Source organism: Paraburkholderia sediminicola (genome assembly GCF_046030555.1).
GTDB classification, from domain to species: domain Bacteria; phylum Pseudomonadota; class Gammaproteobacteria; order Burkholderiales; family Burkholderiaceae; genus Paraburkholderia; species Paraburkholderia sediminicola_E.
In genome coordinates this window covers 130,732-153,010 of record NZ_JAQQCH010000010.1, presented here as the reverse complement: position 1 = coordinate 153,010, position 22,279 = coordinate 130,732, and the positions used below count along the sequence as shown (strand labels likewise).

The following is a 22,279-nucleotide window of genomic DNA, read 5'->3' as shown; positions in this document are numbered from 1 at the left end:
CCTGGCGTGGAGCACCGGCCCATGCGACGGGGCCGGGCGCTACGGATTTTCGTCGCCAGGGCGCATACCCGTGGCGGGCGTTCCGGCGATCAGTTATGCGAGTACGTATCCGGTTGCGTCACGTGTCCGCGGTAATGCCGGTGATGCTTGCTCTTGTGCTTCGGTTTGGCCTTGGCCGGCGCGTGCCCGGCGGGCTGGGCTTCCGGCTGACCCTGGGGTGACTGCTGCGGCTGGGCCTGTGCGTCCGGTGCGGGTGCCGGATGGGCATTGCCGGACGGCAGTGCGCTTTGGCCTTCGCCGAAACGAAAGGTCTGCGAGGTTTGCGCGTAAGCACCAGCGGACAGCGTCAGGGCGGCAACTGCGAGGCAAATCGAAAACTTCATGAGTCCATCCTCCTTCTTGGCGAGCCGGTGAGAATACCGCAATGCGGCTTGTTGCTCCCCCGGCGTGCTCAGGTGGCCATGGCCGCAAGCACGGATTCGTCACGTTCGAATACCTGGCGGGAGTCGCCGGACACATCGACCGGCGAGCTTCAGGATCAGGCGTCCGCTGCAGGAAACACGGGCTCGCCAAGTGTGAGCATCAGCCGATTGGCCCACGCGAAGATCGCGATCGCGTGAGTCAGGTCGAGAATTTCCGCGTGCGTCAGGCCATGTGCTTCGAGCCGTTTGATGGCGGCGTCGTCGACCTTTTCGGGGTGTTCGGTCAGTTCGATCGCGTAGCGGATAATCGCGCGTTCGCGCTCGGTGGTGCCTGCGGTTAGCGGTTCTTCGAAAACCTGCTCGATCGCGTCGGTCCGCCTCGCGAGCTGGCCGAATCGTTGCGCATGCACCGAAGCGCAATAGACGCAACCGTTCACGCGCGACACCACAGTGCTGGCGAGCTCACGCTCGGCGCGCGGCAGGCCGCCTGGCGCATACATGATCGCGTTGAAGACCCCGGAGCGCTGCCGCAGGATTTCCGCCTGCTGGACCAGCAGCAGGTAGTAGTCGGAGGTCTTGGCTTTAGGATGGCTCTCTTCAAGCACGGAGATCTGCTCGAGTGTGGCGCCGGCGAGGCTGACCGTGTCGAGCCATGCGCGCCAGCCGAGCGTATCGAAGGTGAAGCCGTTGAACCGGTCAACCGGCGACGCATTGGGATTCACATGACTCATGCTGCCTCCTGTGCGGCGCGCAATGCCTTCAGGCCCACTACGACACGCAACTGATAGGTGACGAACGCAATCAGTTGCGACAACGCGACGATGCCGCGCGTCGTGATGCCGGCCTGCTGCAGCGGCCGCAGATGCCCGGCGCGTGCATCGACAGGCGCGAGTGTCAGCAGCTTGACGTGCGAGAGAATCGCGATCAGGCGCGCGTCGGCGGCGGGATCGAGTGTGCCCGCTTCGATTGCATCGAGCGTGGCCGGTTGTGCGCCGGCGGCGATGAGCCTCGCGGTGTAGGCGTCGGCGAGATCGTCGGCCAGTGAGAGGCGAGCGGTATACCACGCTGCAAACAAACGCTCCTGCAACGACAGGTCGGGCAGCGCGGGATCGAACAACGCGTCGTCGCTGCGTTGCGTGTGCAGCGCGACTTTATCGCGGGCATGACGGATTGCGGCGAGCGGGCTGCCGGCTTGCAGGCCGGCAAGGGCGTCGACGGTGTCGATGATGTCTACGCCTCGCGCATCCGAGGGCGCGGAAGGCGGGTTGGGTGATGCGAGTTCGGTCATGTCTGCTCCGGCGGGTTAATCAGTGTTTTCAGCGGTGTCCTCTGCTTGCAGGGGCGCGCGCGAAGTGTCGGACGACGCATCCGCATCGGTCCATTCATTGCCTTGCAACTCCGCCGTATTGAAGGCGAGGAGTGCTGCGTAATGCCGCTCGCGATCCGCGTCGAACAGACGGCTCGCGATGCCGCGCGCAAGACGCTGTGCGCCGTCGCTGATCGCCGGAATGTCGCCGGAGAGCTTTCCATGGCTGAGGCTCGCTGCATGATTGAAGCAATGGATCTGCGTCAGCGCCGCGCACGTGCCGCGTTCGCGTTCCTGAAACGCGAACGCGGCGCCGAGATCCGGTGATTCGGCCAGTTCGTGCGAGGGGAGCGACGGGTCTGCTTGATAGCGGTCTTTCCAGCGCCGCACGTATCGTGCGAACGGCGCGAATTCGGAACGTGTGGAGAGATCTGAATGAAAGCCGGTCGCGAAGATCAGAAAGTCCACCCCGTAGCGGCCTTTCGGTGTCGTGACCGCGAGCGCATCGTCGAGTTCCTCGAGCGCAACGATCGGGCTGCCGACATGAAAGCGCGCACTGTCATGGCGGGAAACACGCAGCACGCTGTCGCGCGGCGGCGGTGTTTGCTCAGTCTGCGCGTAGTGCAGGAAACGCCATCTGGACGCGTCGTCGAGATCGGCGAAACCGTGCACGAGGCCCGGACTGCCGATGCCCGTCAGCTTGTTCACGCGCGGAATATCGTCACGGCGGATAAACAGATCGACACCGGCCGCGCCCGCTTCGAGCGCGGTGGCGGCATTGTCGAAGGCGGAGGCACCCGCGCCGACGACACCGACACGCTTGCCGGCCAACGCTGTGAAATCGATTGCATCCGCGGAGTGCGCCCAGTAGTGGCGTGCAATCGTGTTAGCGATAGCCGGGACAAAGGGACCGCCCAAACCGTCGCGTCCGGTGGCGAGCACGACATGCCGTGCGAGCACCGTGCGCCGCGCGCCTGCTTCAGTGAGGTCGAGCGCAAGCAGGCCGTCGTCGCGCGGACGCAGTGACGTCAACGTGGCGTCGTTATGCACCGGCAGCTCGAGCACGTGGCGATACCAGCGCAAATAGTCCATCCACTGGGTTCGCGGGATCTTGTAGAGCGCATCCCACGCGGCGCCGCCGAATTGTGCTTCGTACCACGCGCGAAACGTGAGGGCCGGCATGCGCAAGGCGGGCCCTGTGAGTTGCTTGGGCGAGCGCAGCGTTTCCATTCGCGCGAACGATACCCACGGGCCTTCATGTCCGGATGGCGCGCGGTCGAACACCCGCAGATTGTCGATGCCGAGCCAGCGCAGTTCCGCCGCCGCGGCAAGTCCCGCCATGCCGCCGCCGATCACCGCGACATCGAGTACGCGTTCGGCATCCGCGAAACGCGGCGGGACCCACGAGGGCGCGGGCAATTCCAGCCAGCGCAGATCTTCACGCAAGCGGGCTTCGAGTGCGGTAAGGCGGTTCATGCGGTGTGTTCCAGATGTTTGGTGCGCGCACGGGAGACGCGCGTTTCGCGCTGCAGCAGCGCATCGTGTTCCTGGGCGGGATGCAGCACGACGCCTTCGAGCAATTCGCGCGTCGTGTGTTCGATGGCTTGCAGCAATGCGTCGGCGGCGGCGCGGCGCGGTTTGCCCGCCGGCGTTACAACGCCGAAGAAGAACGGAATCGCGCAGTCGAGCGGCCGCGCCGTCACGCCTTCGATCGAAAGGCCAAGACCTGTTGCGGGATCCACGATCGCGACACCGGCGCCCGCCCGGGCGGCCATCACCGCATTCAACGATGCGTTGGTTTCGAGGAACACCTCGGCGGATATGCGCGCGGCCGCAAACGCCGCGTCGATCCGATGACGCAGCCGAAACCGGTTTGCCACGGTGACGATGCGCCGGTTCGCCAGATCGCGCAGCGCGATAAGCGGCTGCGTGGCGAGCGGGTCGCCGTTCTGTACGAGCGCCACGCAGGGCGCCTCGGCGATCCAGTGGATATCGAGTCCCGCATGGCCGATCGGCAACGTGACCAGACCGATGTCCGCGGTACGGGTCAGCACTTCATGCACGACATGTTCGGCCGACAAACTGCGTAACTGGAATTGTGGCGCGTGACCGAGCGGCGGCAGCGAGGCGATGGCGGGCGGCACGATCGACGCCGCCAGCGCGGGCGTGGCCGCCACGCGCAGCGGTTCCGCTTCACCAAGGCCGATGGCGCGCGCCCGTTGCTCGATGGTCTTCAGTCCGATCAGCGAACGCTCGACTTCTTCGTAAAGCAGAAACGCGCGGTGCGTCGGCGTGACACGCGGGCCATTGCGATTGAAGAGGGCATAGCCGAGATCCGCTTCGAGCTCCTGAATCTGACGCGTGACGGCCGGTTGCGAACGTTCGAGCAAACGTCCCGCACCGGTGATGCTGCCGGCGGACATGACCGCCGAAAACGCTTCGAGTTGATGCAGCTCCATGGCTCGCCCTGGCAATTCGGTCTGCGCATTGTAGGGTCGTCTGAATGCGGGATTTATATAATCAATTCCGATATCGACAGCCGAAAAAATGCGAAGCGGATGGGCGGACGAGCACATGGCATCTCAGGTTTTGTTCCATGCGATACGTTTCGAAAGAGAGAAAAATCAATTGCGTCAACGAGATGCGTTGGCATGTCGGTGGATGAGCGTGAACATGGGTTCATGGCGTTGGCTTGCGCGAGCGAAGGTATGCGCTCCAACGTGATAACCATATTCCCAAAACTTCGTTGGTTCGCCGGAATTCACCGTGGTTACATGGCCCCACTTTGAAGATGAGAGTCGGGGCAAACATGAAGCACGTATCCAAATCATCGCGGGCCAGCTGGTCACGCTGGCTGAAAACGCTGCCGGCGCTCGCCGCCGTGGTGAGCATCGCGGCAACCTCGCCGGCGTATGCCGGTGCCGCAGCGGGCGAGCCGTATCTGATTGGCGTGAGTGGGCCGCTTACCGGACAGGACGCGCAATACGGCACGCAGTGGAAGCGCGGCTTCGATCTCGCGCTGGAGCAGATCAACAGTCAGGGCGGCATCAAGGGCCGCCCGCTCGCTTACGACTTCGAGGACAGCCGTGGCGATCCACGCCAGGCCGTTTCGATCGCGCAGAAGTTCGTCGGCGATCCGCACATTCTGCTGGAGTTGGGCGATCTGTCGAGCACAACGTCGATGGCGGCCTCGCCGATTTATCAGCGCGGACAACTCGTGCAATTCGGCTTCACGAATTCGCACCCTGATTTCACTAAAGGTGGCGATTACATGTGGAGCACGGCACTGAGTCAAGCCGAAGAGCAGCCGCTGCTCGCGCATTACGCGACGAAAGAACTCGGCTTCAAGCGCATTGCCGTGCTCTATCTGAATACCGACTGGGGCCGCACCAGCAAGGACATTTTCTCGAAAGCCGCCGCGCAGGATGGCGCGCAGGTCGTCGCGGCGGAGGGCTATCAGCCGACTGAGAAAGACTTCCGCGCGACGCTGGTGCGTGTCAACGAAGCGAAACCCGACTCGCTCGTGCTGATTTCGTACTACGCGGACGGTGCGCAGATCGTGCGCCAGGCGCGTTCGTCAGGTTTGACGCAACCGATTGCGGCGGTGGGCTCCATCTATTCGCCGAAGTTTCTCGAACTGGGCGGCGAGGCCGTGAACGGCGTATTCACCGAATCGAATTTCTTCCCCGGCGACAAGCGGCCTGAAGTGCAGGACTTCGTGCAGCGTTATCGCGCGAAGTACAACGGCGAGCCCGATACCTTCGCCGCGCGCGCGTACGACGCGATGATCGTTTCGGCTGAAGTCATGCGCCGCTACGGCGTATCCCGTCAGGCTGTACATGACGGTCTGAAGCAGATCAAGGATGTGCCGAGCCTGATCTTCGGCAAGGTGCAGTTCGATCCGCAAACGCGCCGTGTGGCCGGCGCGCGTAGCGTGTACCTGGTCGTCAAGGACAACCAGTTCACGCAATGGGACGGTGCGAAGCCGCTGGTCGCGTCCAAATAGCACCTCGGCAATGCACACGCAACACCTAAGCAACGCTCACGTGTCTGCTTCTCACCGGATCTGATTGCTATGGCTTCATGGCTCGACTACACGATCAACGGACTGATCGTCGGCAATATCTATGCATTGCTGGCGGTTGGCCTCGCGCTGATTTTCGGCGTGTCGCATCTGATCAACTTCGCGCACGGCTCGGTGTATATGATCGGCAGCTTTATCGGCTGGCTGTGCCTGACGCGGCTCGGGTTGCCGTTGCCGCTGGCCTTGCTCGCGGTGGTGCTCGGCTGCGGGCTGCTGGGCATCGCAATCGAGCGTATCGGCTTACGGCCGCTGCAGGGCGCGGCGCGCATCGCCCCATTGCTCGCGACGATCGGTATCAGCTTCGTGCTCGATCAATGCGCGCAACTGCTGTTCGGTGCCGATCCGCGGGCTGTGCCGAGCACGCTGCCCGATTGGCACTTCCGTCTTGGCGGCGCGACGATCGGCTCGCTGGATCTGCTGATCGCCGGCATTGGCGTGACGGCTGCTGCCGTGCTCTATGTGTTTTTGCGTTTCACCCGCCTCGGTTGGGCAGTGCGCGCAACCGCGCAGGACCGGGACGCGGCGCAGCAGATGGGCGTGAACGTCAACGGTGTGAATCAGGCTGTGTTTGCGATCGCGTGCGCGCTTGGCGGCGTGAGCGGCTTGCTGGTCGGCATGTACTACAACAGCATCGATCCGGCGATGGGCTTCCAGGCCACGCTCAAGGGCGTGGTGGCGTTGCTGATCGGCGGTCTGGGCAATGTGCCGGGCGCGATTGTCGGCAGCCTGCTGCTGGGTCTCGTCGAGAGCTATGGCGTGGCGATTTTCGGCACCAGTTATCGCGATCTGTTTGCGTTCGTGCTGCTGTTGCTGTTTCTGGTGTGGCGTCCCAACGGACTTTTTAGCGGCAGCCGCCGTTTGCCGCCCGAGCCTATGACCGGCACGTTCCTGTCCGCCGGAAAAGCGGTGAAGGTGCCGCGCGCCGTGGTGATCGCACTGACGCTGGCTGCGGTGGCACTGCCATTCGTTGCCGGTTCGTCTTATCTCCTGCAAACACTCACCAATGCCTGGCTGTACGGAATGTTGGCATTGAGTCTCACGCTGGTGGCGGGCACCGTTGGACAGATTTCGCTTGGCCATGCCGCGTTGCTGGTGATCGGTGCGTACGCATCTGCGTTGCTGTCGATGAATCTCGGTTGGTCACCGGTCGTGACGATCTTTTGCGCCGGTCTGATCACCGCCGCGCTCGGCACGTTGCTGGTCTATCCAGCGTTTCGTTTGCGCGGGCACTATGTGTCGATAGCGACGCTCGGTATTGGCGAAGTAGTGAGCCTCGTGATCCTCAACTGGGACAGTCTGACACGTGGCCCGCTGGGCATCGCGGGCATTGCGCCGCTGTCGGTATTCGGCTGGACGCCGGACAGCGCGCGTGCGATCTACTGGTTCGCGCTGGGCGTGCTGATCGTGCTGGCGTTGTTGCAAACGCGGCTGCTGGGCTCGCATCTGGGCCGCACGCTGCGAGCGATTCGCGAAGACGAGGTCGCCGCGCGCTCGCACGGTATTCGTCCGAACCGCTACAAGGCGATCGCGTTTGCGTTCGGTGGACTGGCCGCCGGTATCAGCGGTGGGATCGCGGCGCATCTGTATAGCTACATCAACAACCAGACCTTCGACTCGCAAGTGTCCATCCTCGCGTTGACGATGGTGATCCTCGGGGGCCTTGGCAACGTGCTGGGTGGGATCGTCGGCGCGGTTGCGCTGATCGGCTTGCCGGAGATTTTCCGCTGGGCCGCCGAGTATCGGATGCTGATCTATGGCCTGGTGTTGCTGCTGCTGGTGCGGTTCCGGCCGCAGGGTTTGCTGGGCACGGTATGACGGAGCGCACATGACACAGATTCTTCTCGACGTGCGCGGCGTGACGCGGCGCTTCGGCGGACTGACCGCGGTGAACGGGGTCGATCTTTCGATCTCGGAGGGCGAACTCGTGAGTGTGATCGGGCCGAACGGCGCGGGCAAGTCGACGCTGTTCAACCTGATCACCGGGCTCGACACGCCGGACGCGGGCAGCGTGCAATTCGACGGCCGCGACATTACCGGCGTGCGGCCGGAAAAACTCGCCGCGCTCGGACTTGCGCGGACGTTTCAGCATGGCCGGGTGTTTGGCAACCTGAGTGTGCTCGACAACGTGTTGATCGGGGCGCATGCGCGTTTGCGCGCCACGCGCACGGGTTGGCCGATCGTCGGCGCGATTGCCGAAGTGGCGCGCGCGCTCATCGGGCCGGCTTCGATCCGTCGTGAAGACGCGGCGTTGCGTGACGAAGTGCGCGAGATCATTGCGGGGTTTGGCGAGCGCTTGACGCCGCGGATCGATCATCCGGCGCATAGCTTGTCGTATGCAAACCGGCGGCGTGTCGAGATTGCGCGTGCGCTCGCCTTGCATCCACGCATTCTGTTGCTCGACGAGCCGACGGCCGGCATGAACGAATCCGAAACCGCCGAAATGCTGGTGCTGATTCAGCAACTGAAAGCGCGCGGGCTGACCATCCTGCTGATCGAACACAAGCTCGACATGGTGATGCGGCTCTCGGATCGCGTGATCGTGCTCGACAACGGCGGGAAAATCGCTGAAGGGCTGCCGCGCGACGTGCGCAACGATCCGCGTGTGATCGAAGCGTATCTTGGCCATCGCAATGTCGGCGGCGCGGCGACCGTGCGCGTCGCGGCCTGAACTTCTGGAACATCGACGATGAGCGACGCTCTTCTGAAACTCGAACATATCGAAACGTTTTACGGCCCCGTGCAGGTGCATTTCGACGTCAACTTGCAGGTGCGTCGTGGCCAGATCGTTAGTTTGCTCGGCGGCAATGCGAGCGGCAAATCGACCACGATGAAGCTGATTCTCGGTCTGCACAAGCCGCGCGCCGGCAGCATCACGTTCGAAGGCGAGGCGATCACCGGCCTCAGCACGCCGCAGATCGTGCGGCGCGGCGTCGGCTCGGTGCCTGAAGCGCGGCGGCTGTTCGGCGACATGACGGTGCGTGAAAATCTGCTGATGGGCGCCTATACGCGGCGCGACCGCATTGCTATCGACGGAGATTACGAGCGCGTGCTGGGTCTTTTCCCGCGCGTGAAGGAGCGTCTGGCGCAGAAGGCCGGCACGCTTTCCGGCGGCGAGCAGCAAATGCTGGCCATGGCACGCGCGCTGATGAGCAGGCCGAAGCTGATCTGCATGGACGAACCTACTATGGGTTTGTCGCCGCTGTATGTCGATAAGGTGCTGGAGTTGATCGACACGATTAACCGGCAAGGCGTGACGTTCTTCATGGTCGAACAGAACGCCAGTCTCGCGCTGGAGATCGCGCATTATGGCTATGTGCTGCAGACTGGCCGCGTCGTGCTCGAAGGCACGGCTGATTCTCTACTCGGCGATGAACGGATCCGCGACGCGTATCTCGGCGGCGAAGCGGCCGCGACGACAGCAGCCTGACGCGATCAACGCACGACATCAAGCGTAGCGGGTGGTTTATGCAGTTGCCGATCTGGTCCCCCGTGCATTGGCCGCATAGCAACATGCGCTTGCCATGCATGGCGCGGCGCGCCCCGGAGAGCCGATCGTCAATCACGTGGCCTATCGCGAAAGCGGCTTCAAAGGTCGAACTGGTCGAATTCGCTTTGCAGTTCGCGATTGCGGGCAACGCGTTCGTCGATGCCCGGGCCGAGCCGTTCGACAATCGCCGACATCAGCAGGTTGAACAGGCACGTGAGCGGCGCCAGCGAATCCCAGAACTGACCGACATCGGTCTTCACCTGAAGAAGATCGCCGTCGAATTCGCGCGCCCACGGACAGTAAATATCGGTGACGAGCGAGAAGGGCAAGCCGCGGCGCGTGGCGGCTTCGCAATAGCGGCGCGCAACCATCGAGTAGGCGCGCGTATCGGTGATGATCAGATACGGCGACTTGAACTCGGAGTTCAGCGAATCGACATATGAGCCCGACATGCCGTCGGAATAGAACACGCGCGGGCGGATGTATTCAAGGTAGCTGTAAAACGCGTTGCTGATGCCGCGCGTGGACTGAATGCCGAGGATATAGACGGCGTCCGCATTCGAGATGCGTTCGGCCACGCGGGCGAACACCGGCGATTGCGCAAGCTGGTAGACATGCTGGATTGCGCCAATTTCGAGTTCGAGCGAGTGGGCAAGAGCCGGGTTGGGGGCGGGATTGGAAGCGTCAGGCCCGCTTGCGATGGGTGCGGCTTCGTCGTGCTGGCCGGAGGCGCGGCGAAATGCGTCGAGCCGGTCGGTGATCAGCCACGGGCGTTCCTGCGCGCCGCGCAGTTCCCGCTTCAGGTCGTCCAGGTTCTGATAGCCGATGCTGCGCAAGAACCGGCCCACCGAGATGCCGCTGGTGCCGGCTTGCTGGGCGATCTGATCGGCGTTTTCGAGGCCAAGCCGGTCGAGATTCGCCAGCATGTAACTGGCGACACGCTTGGAGGTGGGCGTGAGTTCGGCAAAGCGGGCTTCGACGGTTTGTGCAAAAGCGGTCGGCATCGTGGTTGCGGCGCGGAGCGAGTGGTGGATCGATCAGCGAGATGATGACATAGTCGACCGCGGGCCGACCCCGCGCCGTCTTAAAAATGAGAGCGCACCCGTGCGGACGAGACGCTGTTCAGGCCGCTGGCCGTACCGGCGCCGTTCGCGAAAAACGCCGCGCGCCCGCCACACACGCCACCACTACAACGGTCACGAGGATCATTGCGGGTGGCACCTCTTCGTGCAGTAGCAAACCGGCGAGCAGCAGGCCGAAGAAAGGCTGCAGCAACTGCAGTTGCCCGACACCGGCGATGCCGCCAAGCGCCAGTCCGCGATACCAGAACACGAAGCCGATCAGCATGCTGAAAAGCGACACGTACGCGAGCCCCCACAGCGCGGCGTGGCTCACGCGTTCAAACGATACCGGCCGCGTCCACCACGCGAGCGGCAGCATGACCGGCAGCGATAGCACCAACGCCCATGAAATTACCTGCCAGCCGCCGAGATGGCGCGACAGCCGCGCGCCTTCGGCATAACCCAGGCCACAGGCGACGATTGCCGCCAGCATCAGCGCATCGCCGATCGGCGACGCGTTGATGCCGTGGCGCAACGCGAACGCGACCACCGCGCCGCTGCCGAGCGCCGAGAACAGCCAGAACGCCGGCTGCGGGCGCTCGCCGCCGCGCAACACGCCGAAGATCGCAGTGGACAGCGGCAGGAGCCCGACGAACACCACGGCGTGCGCGGCGTTGACGTGGCGTAGCGCGAGGGCGGTCAGGAGTGGAAAGCCGACCACCACACCGAGCGCGACCACCACCAGCGGGATGAGGTCGCGCCTGACAGGCCGGGCCTGGCGAAACACGAGCAGGAGCAACAGACCCAGCGTGCCCGCGATGGTCGCGCGGGCCACCGTCAGAAACACCGGATCGAGACCTTGTACGGCGATACGCGTGGCGGGGAGCGAGCCGCTGAAAATCAACACGCCCACCATGCCGCTCACCCAGCCGTTCGTTGTCTTGTCCATCGAAAGAATCCATGCGCATTGAAAATGGAACCTGCAGCATGCGCTTTCGGGACGCAAAGGGTAAGCTACGAATCAGTACAATTCGCACAAACTGTACCAAACATGGAGCAGTACAGATGGCGGAAAGCAATAGCAACCGGGGGGCGCCGGGCCTGCAAGCCGGCACGCGTGTCGGCACGGTAATGGACAGTTTGCGTGAACGCATCGCGAGCCGTTCGCTGACGCCCGGTGCGCGCGTGCCGTCGATCCGCGCGATGACCGAGACCCTTGACGTGTCGAAGTCGACCGTGGTTGAAGCGTACGACCGGCTGGTCGCGGAAGGCGTGATCGTGGCGCGGCGCGGTTCCGGCTTTTTCGTGTCCGGTCATGCGCCGCCGCTCGCGCTTGCCGATCTCGGGCCGCGTCTGGATCGCGAGGTTGATCCACTGTGGCTCACGCGGCAGTCGCTGGACGCCGGTGCGAAGGTGCTCAAGCCCGGCTGCGGATGGATGCCGCCTTCATGGTTGCCGGAAGACGGCGTGCGCCGCGCGTTGCGTGCCGTGGCGCGTGATCCGCAGTCGCCGCTTGCCGAATACTCCAGCCCCAGCGGTCTGCCCGCGCTGCGTCAGCAACTCGCGTGGCGGCTCGCGCAGCACGGCGTCGAAGCGCCGCCCGAGCAGATCGTGCTGACCGACAGCGATACGCACGCGCTCGATCTGGTTTGCCGATTCCTGCTCGAACCGGGCGACACGGTCCTGATCGACGATCCGTGTTACTTCAACTTTCAGGCGCTGCTGCGCGCGCATCGCGCTCGCGTTGTCGGTGTGCCTTATACGCCGTCCGGCCCCGATCTGGCGGCTTTCGAGCGGGCGCTGATCGAGCACCGTCCGCGGCTCTACGTGACCAATTCCGCGATCCACAATCCGACCGGCGCCACGCTTGCGCCGGCCGTTGCGCACCGGCTGCTGAAGCTGGCGGGCGAGCACAATCTGCTGATCGTCGAGGACGAAATCTTCGCCGACTTCGAAGACGAACCCGCGCCGCGTCTTGCGGCGTTCGACGGTCTTGCGCGGGTGGTCTCGATCGGCAGCTTTTCGAAGACCTTATCTGCGGCGGTGCGCTGCGGCTACATTGCGGCGCGCAGTGAATGGATCGAGCCGCTGGTCGATCTGAAGCTGGCCACCTCGTTCGGCAACGGCCAGCTCGCGGCGAGCGTCGTGCATCGTCTGCTGGTGGACGGCACGTACCGGCGGCATCTGGAATCGATGCGCGCCAAACTCGCGGACGCCATGGGCGAGACGATCAGGCGGCTGGGCTATGCAGGTCTTGACGTGTGGACGCGGCCGCGCGCCGGCATTTTCGTGTGGGCACGTCTGCCGGATGCGCTCGACGCCGCCGACATCGCGCGTCACGCGTTAGCCGAGAGTGTGGTGTTCGCGCCGGGCAATGTGTTCAGCGCGTCGCAATCGGCGACCGGCTTCCTGCGCTTTAACGTGTCGCAATGCAATCGGCCGAAGGTGTACGAGGTGCTGCAGCGCGCGATGGAGGTGTCGGCCGCATCGAAAGAGCACGCCTGAGCGCGCGCCCCCCGCCGCGCGACATTACTTGCACAACAAAAGCAAACGCTCCTGATCCGTGCAGGAGGAGCGCGGTTTCTGCACGGCTTGCGCGGCCGCCGCCGTCGCACTGATTGCCGCACTCTTGTTCGCAAGACAAGCGCGCAAATGTTTCTCCACCGGGCCGTAGTATTTCCATCCATGCACGAGCGCCGGCAATTCGAGTTTCACCTGCTTCCATTTCGGATGCCCGTGCTCCTGCAGATTGTCGAAGTTGGCGCACAGTGAGTCGGCAAAGTGATTCAGATTGCCGACGGTATCGCGCAGACCGTAATCGTAGGTGACGAGAAAGGCCTTCACCGTCAATGTGGGGACGTCCTCTTTCAACCAGTTCGGATAGCTGGTCGCGCGAAGCGTCGCGGGAAAATACGTCTGTTTCGCACGGGCGGTTTCGGGTGCGTTGGGATCGACCCTCAGCGGGCGGATCTGCTGCAACAGTTCGGGGTTCATGTCGTTGAACAGTTTCGCCGGCTGCCCGACCACGATGATCGCAACGTCCACCTTCTTGACGATCAACGCGGCCAACGCGTCTTCGTTACTCAGATGCTGGATGTTCTGCTCGGGAATTGCCTGTCCGAACATCAGGTGATAGAGCGTCGTGGCCGATTGAGCGGTGCCGCTGCCGATCAGGCCCACGCTGATGCTCTTGTCCTTGATGTCGGCGAAGGTTTTCATCGGCGAATCCGCGCGCACCACGACGTTAATCTCCTCGTCGTAGAGCGGCATGATGAGCCGTAGCGGCCGGATCGCCGTGCCTGCATCGGCATTGCCCGCGTTGGCCATGTCGATATAAGCCTGATACACGTCGGATTGCACCAGCGCGAGCTTTACGCCTGGCTCGAAGCGCATGCGCTGCACGTTTTCAGCGGAGCCCTTCGACGCCATCACTTCCAGGTCGATGCCCGCCGGCTGTGCCACCCATTTCGACAGATCCTGGCCGAATTGAATATAGGTGCCCCGTTCCGGACCGGTGACGATTTTATAGTGCGCAGGCTCCGCGCAAGCAAACGAAGACATGACCATCAGCGCCAGCCCCAGCCATCCCGCCAGAAGTTTCTTCAGCATGGTCTATCTACCTATTGGTCAGGGTTGAACGGCCTCTCGCGTCGGTGCGCGTGAAGCGTCGGCGAGCCGGCATGCCGTCTCATGTTCAATCCGTTGCGCGTGTCATGTCCGTCTGTTGCCGCTCAGAGGGCACGTGATCGCGCGTGCAATCGGGCGTGCCATGTTTCAATCCGTCTGTCGCGCAAGCGGCTATGAAATTCGGTATCCAAACGATTGATCGCTAACTGGATTGTCTTTCGCTGCATGCGGGTTGAGCGGCACCCAACCTGTCTCGTGAATCACGCGTTCGAGAATCGTCTTCGCGGTGTCGTTGCCGGTGTCGATCGTGAGCGCCTCGTTGGCGTGCTGGCGCGCGCAGTTCCACGACTGCTGAGAAACACACACTTGCGCTGCCTGCAACGCGGCGTCGCGATGCGCGGCGAGTGGCCTCAATTCGGTCAGCAGACTTTGCGCGTCGGTATTGCCGGGCTGCAGTGTTTGCGCCGCGCCAAGCGCCGCTTGTGCCGCAGACAGATCGTTGGCGCGGAAGGCCAGATGCGCTGCCTGCAGTGCTTGCGCGGCATCGCGGAATTGCGGCGGCGCGGGTTTTACAGGTGCTGCGGCCACCGGCGGCGTGATGGGGGTGATCTGCATTGCCGGTGCCGCCCTGGCGGGATTGGCAGGAACAGCGGGTTTCGCCGCGGCAGCCTGGTTCGTCGATTGAGCCGGCGCGTACAGCGCAATTGTGCCGGTTGCCGTTCTGGCATCCTGAACGTTGTCAGCGTTCTGCTCGGCGTTGCCGTTCTGCGATTCGTGGTTATCGCCGAATAGTGCGTAGGCGACATAGGCTAGTCCGATTGCGCCAATAGCCACGATCGCGAGTAAAACACGGCGCACGGGGAGCGCGCGGAGGCCGCCAGAATGGGGCAGATCGGCGAGCGGGGGGATGGGCGCATCTTGTGGCGCGAGCATCGGCGCTTGCATTGGCGTTTGCGTTGGCGCTTGCATCGGCGTCTCCGCAGGGGCAGCGTCGCCGGTCAATGCGGCCTGCGCGGCGAGGTCGGTTTCGCTCAGATGTACCGGATCGACGCCGTTTTTCTGCGGCGTCCTGCTCGTGGCGCTGGCGCGGCTGCCGGGAATCACGATGCGCTTGTGCGGGTCAGCGTCGAGCGGATGCGCGGCGCCGCAATACGGGCAATAGTCGACTTGCCGGTAGAGGGCACCGCCGCAGCGTTTGCAGGGCGTCGGGAAACTATGGCCGAGTATTGTCTGGGTGGACATACTGTGGACCCACCTGTGTAAAACAATGCCGTTAAGGCATGCTCCAGATCGTGTTGAGGCAGGAGTAATGTCCGCGGAAACCACGATCCACATGCACTGGAGAGCCTTGGGACGCAAGTCCTCGCTTGCGGTGTCGCTGTTTGCAATATGTGGCGTTTCGATGAGAACGTCAATCGACGTTCTCACCTACTTTATGTGCGGTAGAACACATTTGTAGGTACGACGAAACACTGCATATGTCGGCAGAACGAATAGACGGATGGTTTTTTTCATACCGCCAGCGCAGTCGCGATACGCAAATGATGAAGTGATGGCGGAATCGGCAGAGCGGCATGGCGGCGATGAAAAGAAACGAGGTCGAAGCGCGTGGCGTTCGACCTCGTCGTCAAGCGTTTGTAGAAAACGCTCGTAGAAAACGTGATGCGGGATTAGTGCTTGCGCAGCGGATGATCCTTCAGTAGCCACGCGAGTGCGAACGCGAGCACCACCACGCAAGCTGCCGAGAGATACACCAGGTGCAACGCACCGGCAAACGCCTGCAGATAATCGCTACGCAATGCTTCAGGCAACTGGTGGATGGCCGCAGGTCCGAGCGCGTGCGGCAATTCGGTGTCGGGCGGAATCAGCTTTTCCAGGCGCGCGGCGAGGCCGTTCGAAAACACCGCACCAAAAGCGGCCACGCCGATCGAGCCGCCAATCGAACGGAACAGCGTCGCACCCGACGTGGCGACGCCCATGTGCCTGAACTCGACCGTATTCTGCACGGCAAGAATCAGCACCTGCATCACCATGCCGAGGCCGCAGCCGAGAATGCCCATGTCGATATACATCACATGAATCGGCGTGCTGATCTGCAGGCGCGCGAGCAATACCATCGCCACGGCCACGAGGAACGTACCGGCGATCGGGAACATGCGGTACTTGCCGATCTTGCTGATCAAGCGGCCGGTTACCATCGACATCACGAACAGGCCGCCCATCATCGGCAACATCTGCATGCCGGCCTCCGTCGGCGTCGAGCCTTTGACCACTTGCAAATAGAGCGGCAGGAAAGTAACCGAGCCGAACAGCGACACACCGATGATGAAGCCGATCAGGCTGCTCAGCAAAAACGTGCGCTGTTTGAAGAGCTCGAGCGGCATGATCGGTTCGACGGCAGTGCGTTCTTCGTGGATGAAACCCCAGATCGCCACCAGCCCCATCCCCAGCGTGAACCACAACTGCGGCGACGACCACGGCAGGATCGTGCCGCCCTGGCTCGTGAACAGGATGATGCAGGTGAGGGCGCCGGCGAGAAACGCGGCGCCCATGTAGTCGATGGTGTGCTTTACATGCCGCACGTGCGGTTTGAAGACCGCGCCGATCACGGCCAGCGAGATGATGCCGAGCGGCAGGTTGATGTAGAAAATCCAGCGCCATGACAGGTGCTCGACGAGAAAACCGCCGAGCAGCGGCCCGACCACGGTCGCGAGACCGAACACGCCGCCGAATACGCCCTGGTAGCGGCCGCGCTCGGCCGGTGGGATCACGTCCGCGATAGCGGCCATGGTCACGACTAGCAGACCACCGCCGCCAAGCCCTTGCAGCGCGCGCAGCACGATCAGCTGGGTCATGTTCTGCGCGACGCCGCACAGCGCTGAGCCGACGAGGAACACGACGATTGCCGTCTGCAGCACGATCTTGCGGCCGAACAGATCACCGAATTTGCCGTACAGCGGCACGACGATGGTCGAGCTGAGCAGGTAGGCGGTCACCACCCATGACAGATTGTTGAGCCCGCCAAGTTCGCCGACGATGGTCGGCAGCGCGGTCGAGACGATCGTCTGATCGAGCGCGGCAAGCAGCATGACCAGCAGCAACGCCGGAAACAGCAGGCGGATCGGCGGGTGGTCGGCTGCCTGCGTGCCGGGCTGCGCGTCTTGCTGCATCAGCTCGTTGGGTTGAGTCGTTGTCGATTGATCCATGGCACCGGGGTCTTGAAATTAATTAATTCAGCGATTAATATATGCGACATCGCGTCACTCGTCAAATTGAATGCAATGGCAAGGATTCCGTCAGATGAACAGGAAGTGAATCGCACGCCGCCCAGCGCGGCTGCCGTGAAGGCCAGAAGGCTTTCGAAGCCGGCGGCGGCCGCCGTGGGAGATGCTGCGAACGTTGCAATGCCGGCTCCCGCACGGCGCCCCGGCAGGCCTTCAGGTTCGGCGCGCGGCCCGGAACAGCGCAGCCGCCTGCTGGATGCCGCACTCGCCTTGTTCGCGCGGCAGGGCATCGTCGATACGACACTTGGGGAGATTGCCCGCGAGGCGGGTTTTACGCCGGCGATGATGCATTACTACTTCAAGACGCGCGATCAACTGCTCGACGTGCTGATCGACGAGCGCTTCGCTCCGCTACGCGCGGCGCTCGGCGTGCCGTTTCAGGAGTATGCCGACGACCCGGTGGCAGCCATCACGCAACTCGCACGGCGTTTGGTGCAGGTGGCGAGCGACAACCCGTGGTTTCCGTCGCTGTGGGTGCGCGAAGTGATTAGCGACGGTGGTCTGCTGCGCCAGCGCATGCAGGAACGCTTTGGCAACGCGCATCAGAAGGCGTCGCTGTCAGCCATAGCGCGCTGGCAAAAGGAGGGGCGCCTGAATGCAGAGCTGGAGCCGTCGCTGGTGTTTGTCACGCTGCTAGGTCTGACGATTCTGCCGCTGGCCACCTCCAAGCTGTGGCGTAACGATCCCATGCGGCGCAATATCGGCGGCGAAGAGATTGCCCGGCATGCGGTGGCCTTGCTGGTGCAGGGCATCGGTCCCAGTAAAGCGGACTGACTCGCCGCTGACTCACTCAAGATTACGTTTCTGCCGCCACGCCTTATACGCAGACTTCGTTTTTTCGTTCGGCGGATCAGTGCCAAGCCGCTACAGCCGATCGAAAGCGTCGAGGCACGCAACGTGCTACCTAACCGGTTGATGCGAACGCCGAGCGAGAGACGCAACAGCGCCGGCGTCGCAAAAGAACAGGGATATCGGAGAAGACGCCGGGCGGGCAAGGCGATGCACAAGGGTTTGCACCGGCTGCCACGGCGAGTTGGGTGTCGGCATCTGTCGGCCAGGGCATTGGCGTCGAGGGCCGGTTTTTCATTGGCGTGCAATTTTGGCGCGTTACTGTGCGCACGCGTTGCGCTCAGGCCATGTTTTACAATCGTGGGCCTGCATGCAACTCAACGCATGAAATCGAGTCGGAACCATGAACAGCAAGACCGCAGCCGCGCAAACCGGCGGCAAACAGCAGGACGATACGTTGGCCGCGTCTGACGGCCTAACCGGTTTTTTAGAGCAACAACGAAACATGAATGGAGCATTGAGACTCGATCAGGCCACGATCGTGCTCGTCGAAGACGACCCGGATAGCCGGGAATCGCTGGCTTTGTTACTCGAGGCAGAAGGGGCGCATGTCGTCGCTGTGGCGGATGCGGAAGAAGGCGTCGAAGCGGCGCTGCGGCTATTACCTGACGCCGTGGTGTGCGACCTCGAATTGCCGGCCATGGACGGCTTTTATCTGATCCAGCGGCTGCGCGATCACGAGATTCGCGGCGACCACGCGCCTTCGGTGGCCGTGGCGCTCACAGGCCATACCGACGACGCTTACCGCTTGCGCAGCATCGGCGAAGGCTTCCAGCATTTCATGACCAAGCCGGCATTGCCGGAAGACCTCGTGACGTTGTTGCGCGACGCGATCGAAGCCCGCGCGGCGGGCTAACCCGCCTTACGGGCTGGTGACAGGCTTTTGCCGTCGTAGCTTCAGCGGCAAGAAACTGTTTTTCTGCAATCAGGTTGCCAATCTGATTGCCGGCGCAGCCGTCATTTGGCGGCGGCAACCGGTGTCGCGGCACCGGCGCTGGCCGCTTCCGCCGTCTGGCAGGCGGAACACAATCCCTTTAATTCGATTTCGTCGCTCGCAAGGCGGTAGCCCGCGTCTTCGATTTGCGCGACGAGCGCCTGACGCAGCTTGGGCTGATGCAATTCGGTGACGTTGCCGCATTGCTGGCAAACCACCAGAATGCCGTGCTGGCATTGCGTCAGGTCGTGGCAGACCGTGAATGCGTTAATTGATTCGATCCGGTGCACGAGCCCGGCTGTGAGCAGAAAGTCCAGCGCACGGTAAACCGTGGGCGGCGCCGAGCCGGGATGGATCTGGCGCATATCGTCGAGCAACGAATAAGCTTTGGTGGCGCGCCCGGAATTCAGCAGCAATTCGAGCACTTTGCGGCGGATCGGCGTGAGTTTTTCGCCGCGTTCGCGGCAATATTCTTCCGCGAGGGTCAGTGCGGCTTCCTGCGATTCACCGTGCCCGCCGTGCAAGTGCCCCGGCTCATGACGATGAGCGGAGGCGGCAGGGGTGGTTTTGTCGGTGGTCGCGGTGGGCTTGGCGGTCTTCATGCGTCGATTATAAAGGCCATCGTGCTTCGCTGTGCCGGCGTGCGGCGCGCCTGCCGGTCGCGGCTGGGCGCCGCGACGAGGCATGAGGCCGCGGGTGGTTCAAGTCAGAGCGCAGGTCAGCGCTTAAGTCAGGGTTTAAGTCAGCGGAAAATCGACGTATTTCTTGAAACCCGACCGCGTCGCAATCCGCGAATACCAGCGTTCCAGATTCGGCAGCGGTGGGCGTTCCACGCCGTCCAGCCCGAACCAGCGTTTCGCGTACGAGCCAATCACGATATCGGCGAGCGTGAAATTCTCGCCTTCGAGGAAGAAGCGGCCCTGCAGATGGTTGTCCAGCAGGCGCCACAGCAGCGTAACCGCGGCGAAGTCGGTGGCGAGCTTGGCGGCGTCGCGTTCAGCGGCCGGCGTGCGCACGAGCGCCCAGAACACAGGTTTTTCCGCGGGTTGCAGCGTGGTGAGCGACCAGTCGAGCCAGCGGTCGATGCTGGAGCGCAGTTTCGGCTCAGAGGGATACAGGAGGCTCGACTCGCCGTATTGCAGCACCAGATAGCGCAGGATCGAGTTCGATTCCCACAGCACGAAGTCGTCGTCGACCAGCGTCGGAATCTTGGCCGTTGGGTTCATCGCGAGGTAGTCGGGCTCGTTGTTGCGCCCGAATTGCAGACCCGCGTCGATGCGTTCGTACGGCAGCACCAGTTCGTCGCAACACCATAAGACTTTCTGTACGTTGACCGAGTTGGCGCGTCCCCAGATCGTGATCATCCCGCAAATCCTTTTCTTTATGCTTACAGTTGGCAAGCCGCGTGAGGTACGCGGCGTTCAGCCAGTAACGATACACGATGCACGTGGGTTTGCGCGCCGCCGACGCGCGGGCGTTGCGTACAATGGGCGCACCCGAATACGACGAGGCACCGCATGGCCCGCATTGTCCCCGACGACTGGAAGAGCCTCGCCGCGACCGGCGCGGCGGCACGCGAACGTGAAACCCTCGCGTTGCTGGAAGAGGCGCTTCCCGATGGCTACACCGTTTATCACGGTGTGCACTGGACCCGCCTGAATCAGAACTTTTCGGTGTTCGGCGAAGCCGATTTCGTGATCGTCAGCCCGGCCGGGCGCGTGATGATCGTCGAACAGAAAACCGGTTTCCTGCGCGAAACGCCGAAGGGGCTCGTCAAGGTCTATCTTCAGACGGAACGCAATGTGGCAATCGCGCTCGCGCACACCGTCGAAACGCTGCACCGGCGCTTTACCGCGGCGTTCGGCGCGGGCACGTATTTCATCGAAGAACTGCTGTATTGCCCGGACCACGTTGTCAAGGACGCGGCAATTGCCGGTGTAAATCCTGCACGGATCGTCGACGCGACGCGTAAGGACCGGCTGGCCGCGATCATTCGCGAAGCCTTGCCGGCCGACGGATCGCGTCTCGCCTGCGCGCCAAAAATCCACCACTTTCTCGCCGACGAACTCGCGCTCACGCCCGACACCAGCGCGCTGGTCGGCCAGGCCGGCACGCTTGTCACGCGCCTCGCGGGCGGCCTCGCCACCTGGGCGCGGCGGCTGGCGTTTTCACCGTTCCGGCTGCGCGTGATCGGCACGGCCGGCTCCGGTAAAACGCAACTGGCGGTGCAGGTGATGAAAGATGCGGTGGCGCGCGGGCAGCGGCCGTTGTACGTGTGTTTCAACCGGCCGCTCGCGGATCACATCGCGCGGGTCGCGCCATCTGAGGCGAAGGTGGCGAACTATCACCAGCTATGCGACTGGATCGCGCGCGACGCGGGCCGCGAGCCGGATTTTCAGTCCGGCGACGTCTTCAATCAGCTTGAAACGATTTTTGCCGAAACGCCGATCGACGCGCGCTGGCAATTTGATGTGCTGATCGTCGACGAAGGGCAGGATTTCCAGCAGCCATGGGTGGCGACACTCGCGCGTCTTTTGAGGCCGGGCGCCGCGTGGTGGTGGCTCGAAGACCCACTGCAGAATCTGTATATGCGCGAGCCGGTCGAACTGCCCGGCTGGACCACGCTGAAAGAGACCACCAACTATCGTAGTCCGCGCGACATTCTCGACTACGTGCGCGACGTGGTCGGCGCTTCGGTGCCGGTCGCGGCGGGTTTTGCGTCGGGCAGTCCGTTCGACGGCTCCGATGTTTCGCTCTCCGTCTACGACGAAACGAATGCCGCCGAAGGCAGCATCGAGGCGACCAAGCGGGCGATCACGCAGGCGTTATCGCTCGGCTTTCGCAAACAGGACATCGCCGTGCTCTCGTTTCGCGGCCGTGAAGGTTCGGCGATGACCGCGCAAGATCATCTCGGTCCGCATCGCTTGCGCAGTTTTACGGGGAAGTACGATCTGTTCGGCAACCCGGAGTATCGCGAAGGGGATGTGCTGTTCGAGTCGATCTATCGCTTCAAGGGGCAGGCTGCGCCGTGTGTGATTCTCACTGAAGTCGACTTCGAGTCGTTCGATGAACGCATTGCGCGCAAGCTGTTCGTCGGCGCCACGCGTGCGACGATGAAGCTGATCATCGTCGCCTCGCAGCGGGTCGCGGGGCATCTGCGTCTGCGTGAGGGTAAAGAGGTCGGAGAAACCGGAGAGCTCAGCAGAGAGGCGAAAGAAGCCTAGC

20 protein-coding genes are annotated in these 22,279 nt (G+C 63.0%); 8 read left to right on the top strand and 12 right to left on the bottom strand.

Features of this window, described 5'->3' with window-relative positions:
• Positions 1 to 89: 89 nt before the first annotated feature.
• The 5 genes from PQQ52_RS16450 to PQQ52_RS16430 form a co-directional block, all read right to left on the bottom strand.
• A complete protein-coding gene (locus PQQ52_RS16450; RefSeq protein WP_408213152.1) occupies positions 90 to 383 on the bottom strand; it encodes a hypothetical protein in 294 nt (97 codons plus the stop codon).
• A gap of 155 nt (positions 384 to 538) precedes the next feature.
• On the bottom strand, positions 539 to 1,153 hold the full coding sequence (locus PQQ52_RS16445) for a peroxidase-related enzyme (RefSeq protein ID WP_408213150.1): 615 nt from the start codon (positions 1,151 to 1,153) through the stop codon (positions 539 to 541).
• Positions 1,150 to 1,710 carry a CMD domain protein gene (locus tag PQQ52_RS16440; protein WP_408213147.1) on the bottom strand — a complete coding sequence of 187 codons (561 nt, stop codon included), beginning with the start codon at positions 1,708 to 1,710 and terminating at the stop codon, positions 1,150 to 1,152. Before PQQ52_RS16440 ends, PQQ52_RS16445 begins: the two co-directional genes overlap by 4 nt.
• 15 nt (positions 1,711 to 1,725) lie before the next feature.
• Entirely contained in the window at positions 1,726 to 3,204 is a 1,479-nt protein-coding gene (locus tag PQQ52_RS16435; protein WP_408213145.1) for an NAD(P)-binding domain-containing protein, read from the bottom strand.
• Positions 3,201 to 4,187 (bottom strand): LysR family transcriptional regulator, encoded by a 987-nt coding sequence (locus PQQ52_RS16430; protein ID WP_408213142.1) that lies wholly within the window; start codon positions 4,185 to 4,187, stop codon positions 3,201 to 3,203. The genes PQQ52_RS16435 and PQQ52_RS16430 overlap by 4 nt, the downstream gene beginning before the upstream one ends.
• 350 nt (positions 4,188 to 4,537) lie before the next feature.
• Here PQQ52_RS16430 and PQQ52_RS16425 point away from each other — a divergent pair, with 350 nt between their 5' ends.
• The 4 genes from PQQ52_RS16425 (at position 4,538) to PQQ52_RS16410 (ending at position 9,239) form a co-directional block, all read left to right on the top strand.
• A complete protein-coding gene (locus tag PQQ52_RS16425; protein WP_408213139.1) occupies positions 4,538 to 5,734 on the top strand; it encodes an ABC transporter substrate-binding protein in 1,197 nt (398 codons plus the stop codon).
• A gap of 69 nt (positions 5,735 to 5,803) precedes the next feature.
• Positions 5,804 to 7,627, top strand: a complete 1,824-nt coding sequence (locus PQQ52_RS16420) for an ABC transporter permease (protein ID WP_408213136.1) — start codon at positions 5,804 to 5,806, stop codon at positions 7,625 to 7,627.
• 10 nt (positions 7,628 to 7,637) lie between these two features.
• Positions 7,638 to 8,480: an ABC transporter ATP-binding protein gene (locus PQQ52_RS16415; protein ID WP_408213135.1), complete on the top strand. Its 843-nt coding sequence runs from the start codon at positions 7,638 to 7,640 to the stop codon at positions 8,478 to 8,480.
• 18 nt (positions 8,481 to 8,498) lie between these two features.
• Positions 8,499 to 9,239: an ABC transporter ATP-binding protein gene (locus PQQ52_RS16410; protein WP_408213134.1), complete on the top strand. Its 741-nt coding sequence runs from the start codon at positions 8,499 to 8,501 to the stop codon at positions 9,237 to 9,239.
• 158 nt (positions 9,240 to 9,397) lie between these two features.
• Here PQQ52_RS16410 and sapR read toward each other — a convergent pair whose 3' ends face one another.
• Positions 9,398 to 10,303, bottom strand: a complete 906-nt coding sequence (sapR, locus tag PQQ52_RS16405) for a sap1 transcriptional regulator SapR (RefSeq protein ID WP_408213131.1) — start codon at positions 10,301 to 10,303, stop codon at positions 9,398 to 9,400.
• A gap of 118 nt (positions 10,304 to 10,421) precedes the next feature.
• A complete protein-coding gene (locus PQQ52_RS16400; RefSeq protein WP_408213129.1) occupies positions 10,422 to 11,309 on the bottom strand; it encodes a DMT family transporter in 888 nt (295 codons plus the stop codon).
• Positions 11,310 to 11,425: 116 nt separating this feature from the next.
• Between PQQ52_RS16400 and PQQ52_RS16395 the strand changes: the two genes are divergently transcribed.
• Positions 11,426 to 12,865 (top strand): aminotransferase-like domain-containing protein, encoded by a 1,440-nt coding sequence (locus tag PQQ52_RS16395; protein WP_408213127.1) that lies wholly within the window; start codon positions 11,426 to 11,428, stop codon positions 12,863 to 12,865.
• A 24-nt stretch (positions 12,866 to 12,889) separates the two neighbouring features.
• Here the strand turns inward: PQQ52_RS16395 and PQQ52_RS16390 are convergent, their stop codons facing one another.
• The 3 genes from PQQ52_RS16390 to PQQ52_RS16380 all read right to left on the bottom strand — a co-directional run bounded on the left by PQQ52_RS16390 (position 12,890) and on the right by PQQ52_RS16380 (position 17,157).
• Entirely contained in the window at positions 12,890 to 13,969 is a 1,080-nt protein-coding gene (locus tag PQQ52_RS16390; protein ID WP_408213124.1) for a TAXI family TRAP transporter solute-binding subunit, read from the bottom strand.
• Positions 13,970 to 14,158: 189 nt separating this feature from the next.
• On the bottom strand, positions 14,159 to 15,229 hold the full coding sequence (locus tag PQQ52_RS16385; protein WP_408213122.1) for a hypothetical protein: 1,071 nt from the start codon (positions 15,227 to 15,229) through the stop codon (positions 14,159 to 14,161).
• A 428-nt stretch (positions 15,230 to 15,657) separates the two neighbouring features.
• Complete coding sequence (locus PQQ52_RS16380; RefSeq protein ID WP_408213390.1) at positions 15,658 to 17,157, bottom strand: MDR family MFS transporter; 1,500 nt, start codon at positions 17,155 to 17,157, stop codon at positions 15,658 to 15,660.
• A 111-nt stretch (positions 17,158 to 17,268) separates the two neighbouring features.
• On the opposite strand from PQQ52_RS16380, the gene PQQ52_RS16375 reads away from it, so the two are divergent.
• Both PQQ52_RS16375 and PQQ52_RS16370 read left to right on the top strand, forming a co-directional pair.
• Positions 17,269 to 18,045 (top strand): TetR/AcrR family transcriptional regulator, encoded by a 777-nt coding sequence (locus PQQ52_RS16375; protein ID WP_408213120.1) that lies wholly within the window; start codon positions 17,269 to 17,271, stop codon positions 18,043 to 18,045.
• Positions 18,046 to 18,463: 418 nt separating this feature from the next.
• Positions 18,464 to 18,976 carry a response regulator gene (locus PQQ52_RS16370; RefSeq protein ID WP_408213117.1) on the top strand — a complete coding sequence of 171 codons (513 nt, stop codon included), beginning with the start codon at positions 18,464 to 18,466 and terminating at the stop codon, positions 18,974 to 18,976.
• A 101-nt stretch (positions 18,977 to 19,077) separates the two neighbouring features.
• Here PQQ52_RS16370 and PQQ52_RS16365 read toward each other — a convergent pair whose 3' ends face one another.
• A complete protein-coding gene (locus tag PQQ52_RS16365; RefSeq protein WP_408213114.1) occupies positions 19,078 to 19,656 on the bottom strand; it encodes a Fur family transcriptional regulator in 579 nt (192 codons plus the stop codon).
• 135 nt (positions 19,657 to 19,791) lie between these two features.
• Positions 19,792 to 20,418: a glutathione S-transferase family protein gene (locus tag PQQ52_RS16360; protein ID WP_408213112.1), complete on the bottom strand. Its 627-nt coding sequence runs from the start codon at positions 20,416 to 20,418 to the stop codon at positions 19,792 to 19,794.
• A gap of 153 nt (positions 20,419 to 20,571) precedes the next feature.
• Between PQQ52_RS16360 and PQQ52_RS16355 the strand changes: the two genes are divergently transcribed.
• Positions 20,572 to 22,278: an ATP-binding domain-containing protein gene (locus tag PQQ52_RS16355; protein WP_408213109.1), complete on the top strand. Its 1,707-nt coding sequence runs from the start codon at positions 20,572 to 20,574 to the stop codon at positions 22,276 to 22,278.
• Position 22,279 lies beyond the last annotated feature (1 nt).

Coding starts and splice junctions, on each gene's coding strand:
- PQQ52_RS16450 (WP_408213152.1), bottom strand. CDS start 383: ATGAAGTTTTCGATTTGCCTCGCAGTTGCCGCCCTGACGCTGTCCGCT.
- PQQ52_RS16445 (WP_408213150.1), bottom strand. CDS start 1,153: ATGAGTCATGTGAATCCCAATGCGTCGCCGGTTGACCGGTTCAACGGC.
- PQQ52_RS16440 (WP_408213147.1), bottom strand. CDS start 1,710: ATGACCGAACTCGCATCACCCAACCCGCCTTCCGCGCCCTCGGATGCG.
- PQQ52_RS16435 (WP_408213145.1), bottom strand. CDS start 3,204: ATGAACCGCCTTACCGCACTCGAAGCCCGCTTGCGTGAAGATCTGCGC.
- PQQ52_RS16430 (WP_408213142.1), bottom strand. CDS start 4,187: ATGGAGCTGCATCAACTCGAAGCGTTTTCGGCGGTCATGTCCGCCGGC.
- PQQ52_RS16425 (WP_408213139.1), top strand. CDS start 4,538: ATGAAGCACGTATCCAAATCATCGCGGGCCAGCTGGTCACGCTGGCTG.
- PQQ52_RS16420 (WP_408213136.1), top strand. CDS start 5,804: ATGGCTTCATGGCTCGACTACACGATCAACGGACTGATCGTCGGCAAT.
- PQQ52_RS16415 (WP_408213135.1), top strand. CDS start 7,638: ATGACACAGATTCTTCTCGACGTGCGCGGCGTGACGCGGCGCTTCGGC.
- PQQ52_RS16410 (WP_408213134.1), top strand. CDS start 8,499: ATGAGCGACGCTCTTCTGAAACTCGAACATATCGAAACGTTTTACGGC.
- sapR (WP_408213131.1), bottom strand. CDS start 10,303: ATGCCGACCGCTTTTGCACAAACCGTCGAAGCCCGCTTTGCCGAACTC.
- PQQ52_RS16400 (WP_408213129.1), bottom strand. CDS start 11,309: ATGGACAAGACAACGAACGGCTGGGTGAGCGGCATGGTGGGCGTGTTG.
- PQQ52_RS16395 (WP_408213127.1), top strand. CDS start 11,426: ATGGCGGAAAGCAATAGCAACCGGGGGGCGCCGGGCCTGCAAGCCGGC.
- PQQ52_RS16390 (WP_408213124.1), bottom strand. CDS start 13,969: ATGCTGAAGAAACTTCTGGCGGGATGGCTGGGGCTGGCGCTGATGGTC.
- PQQ52_RS16385 (WP_408213122.1), bottom strand. CDS start 15,229: ATGTCCACCCAGACAATACTCGGCCATAGTTTCCCGACGCCCTGCAAA.
- PQQ52_RS16380 (WP_408213390.1), bottom strand. CDS start 17,157: ATGCAGCAAGACGCGCAGCCCGGCACGCAGGCAGCCGACCACCCGCCG.
- PQQ52_RS16375 (WP_408213120.1), top strand. CDS start 17,269: ATGGCAAGGATTCCGTCAGATGAACAGGAAGTGAATCGCACGCCGCCC.
- PQQ52_RS16370 (WP_408213117.1), top strand. CDS start 18,464: ATGAACAGCAAGACCGCAGCCGCGCAAACCGGCGGCAAACAGCAGGAC.
- PQQ52_RS16365 (WP_408213114.1), bottom strand. CDS start 19,656: ATGAAGACCGCCAAGCCCACCGCGACCACCGACAAAACCACCCCTGCC.
- PQQ52_RS16360 (WP_408213112.1), bottom strand. CDS start 20,418: ATGATCACGATCTGGGGACGCGCCAACTCGGTCAACGTACAGAAAGTC.
- PQQ52_RS16355 (WP_408213109.1), top strand. CDS start 20,572: ATGGCCCGCATTGTCCCCGACGACTGGAAGAGCCTCGCCGCGACCGGC.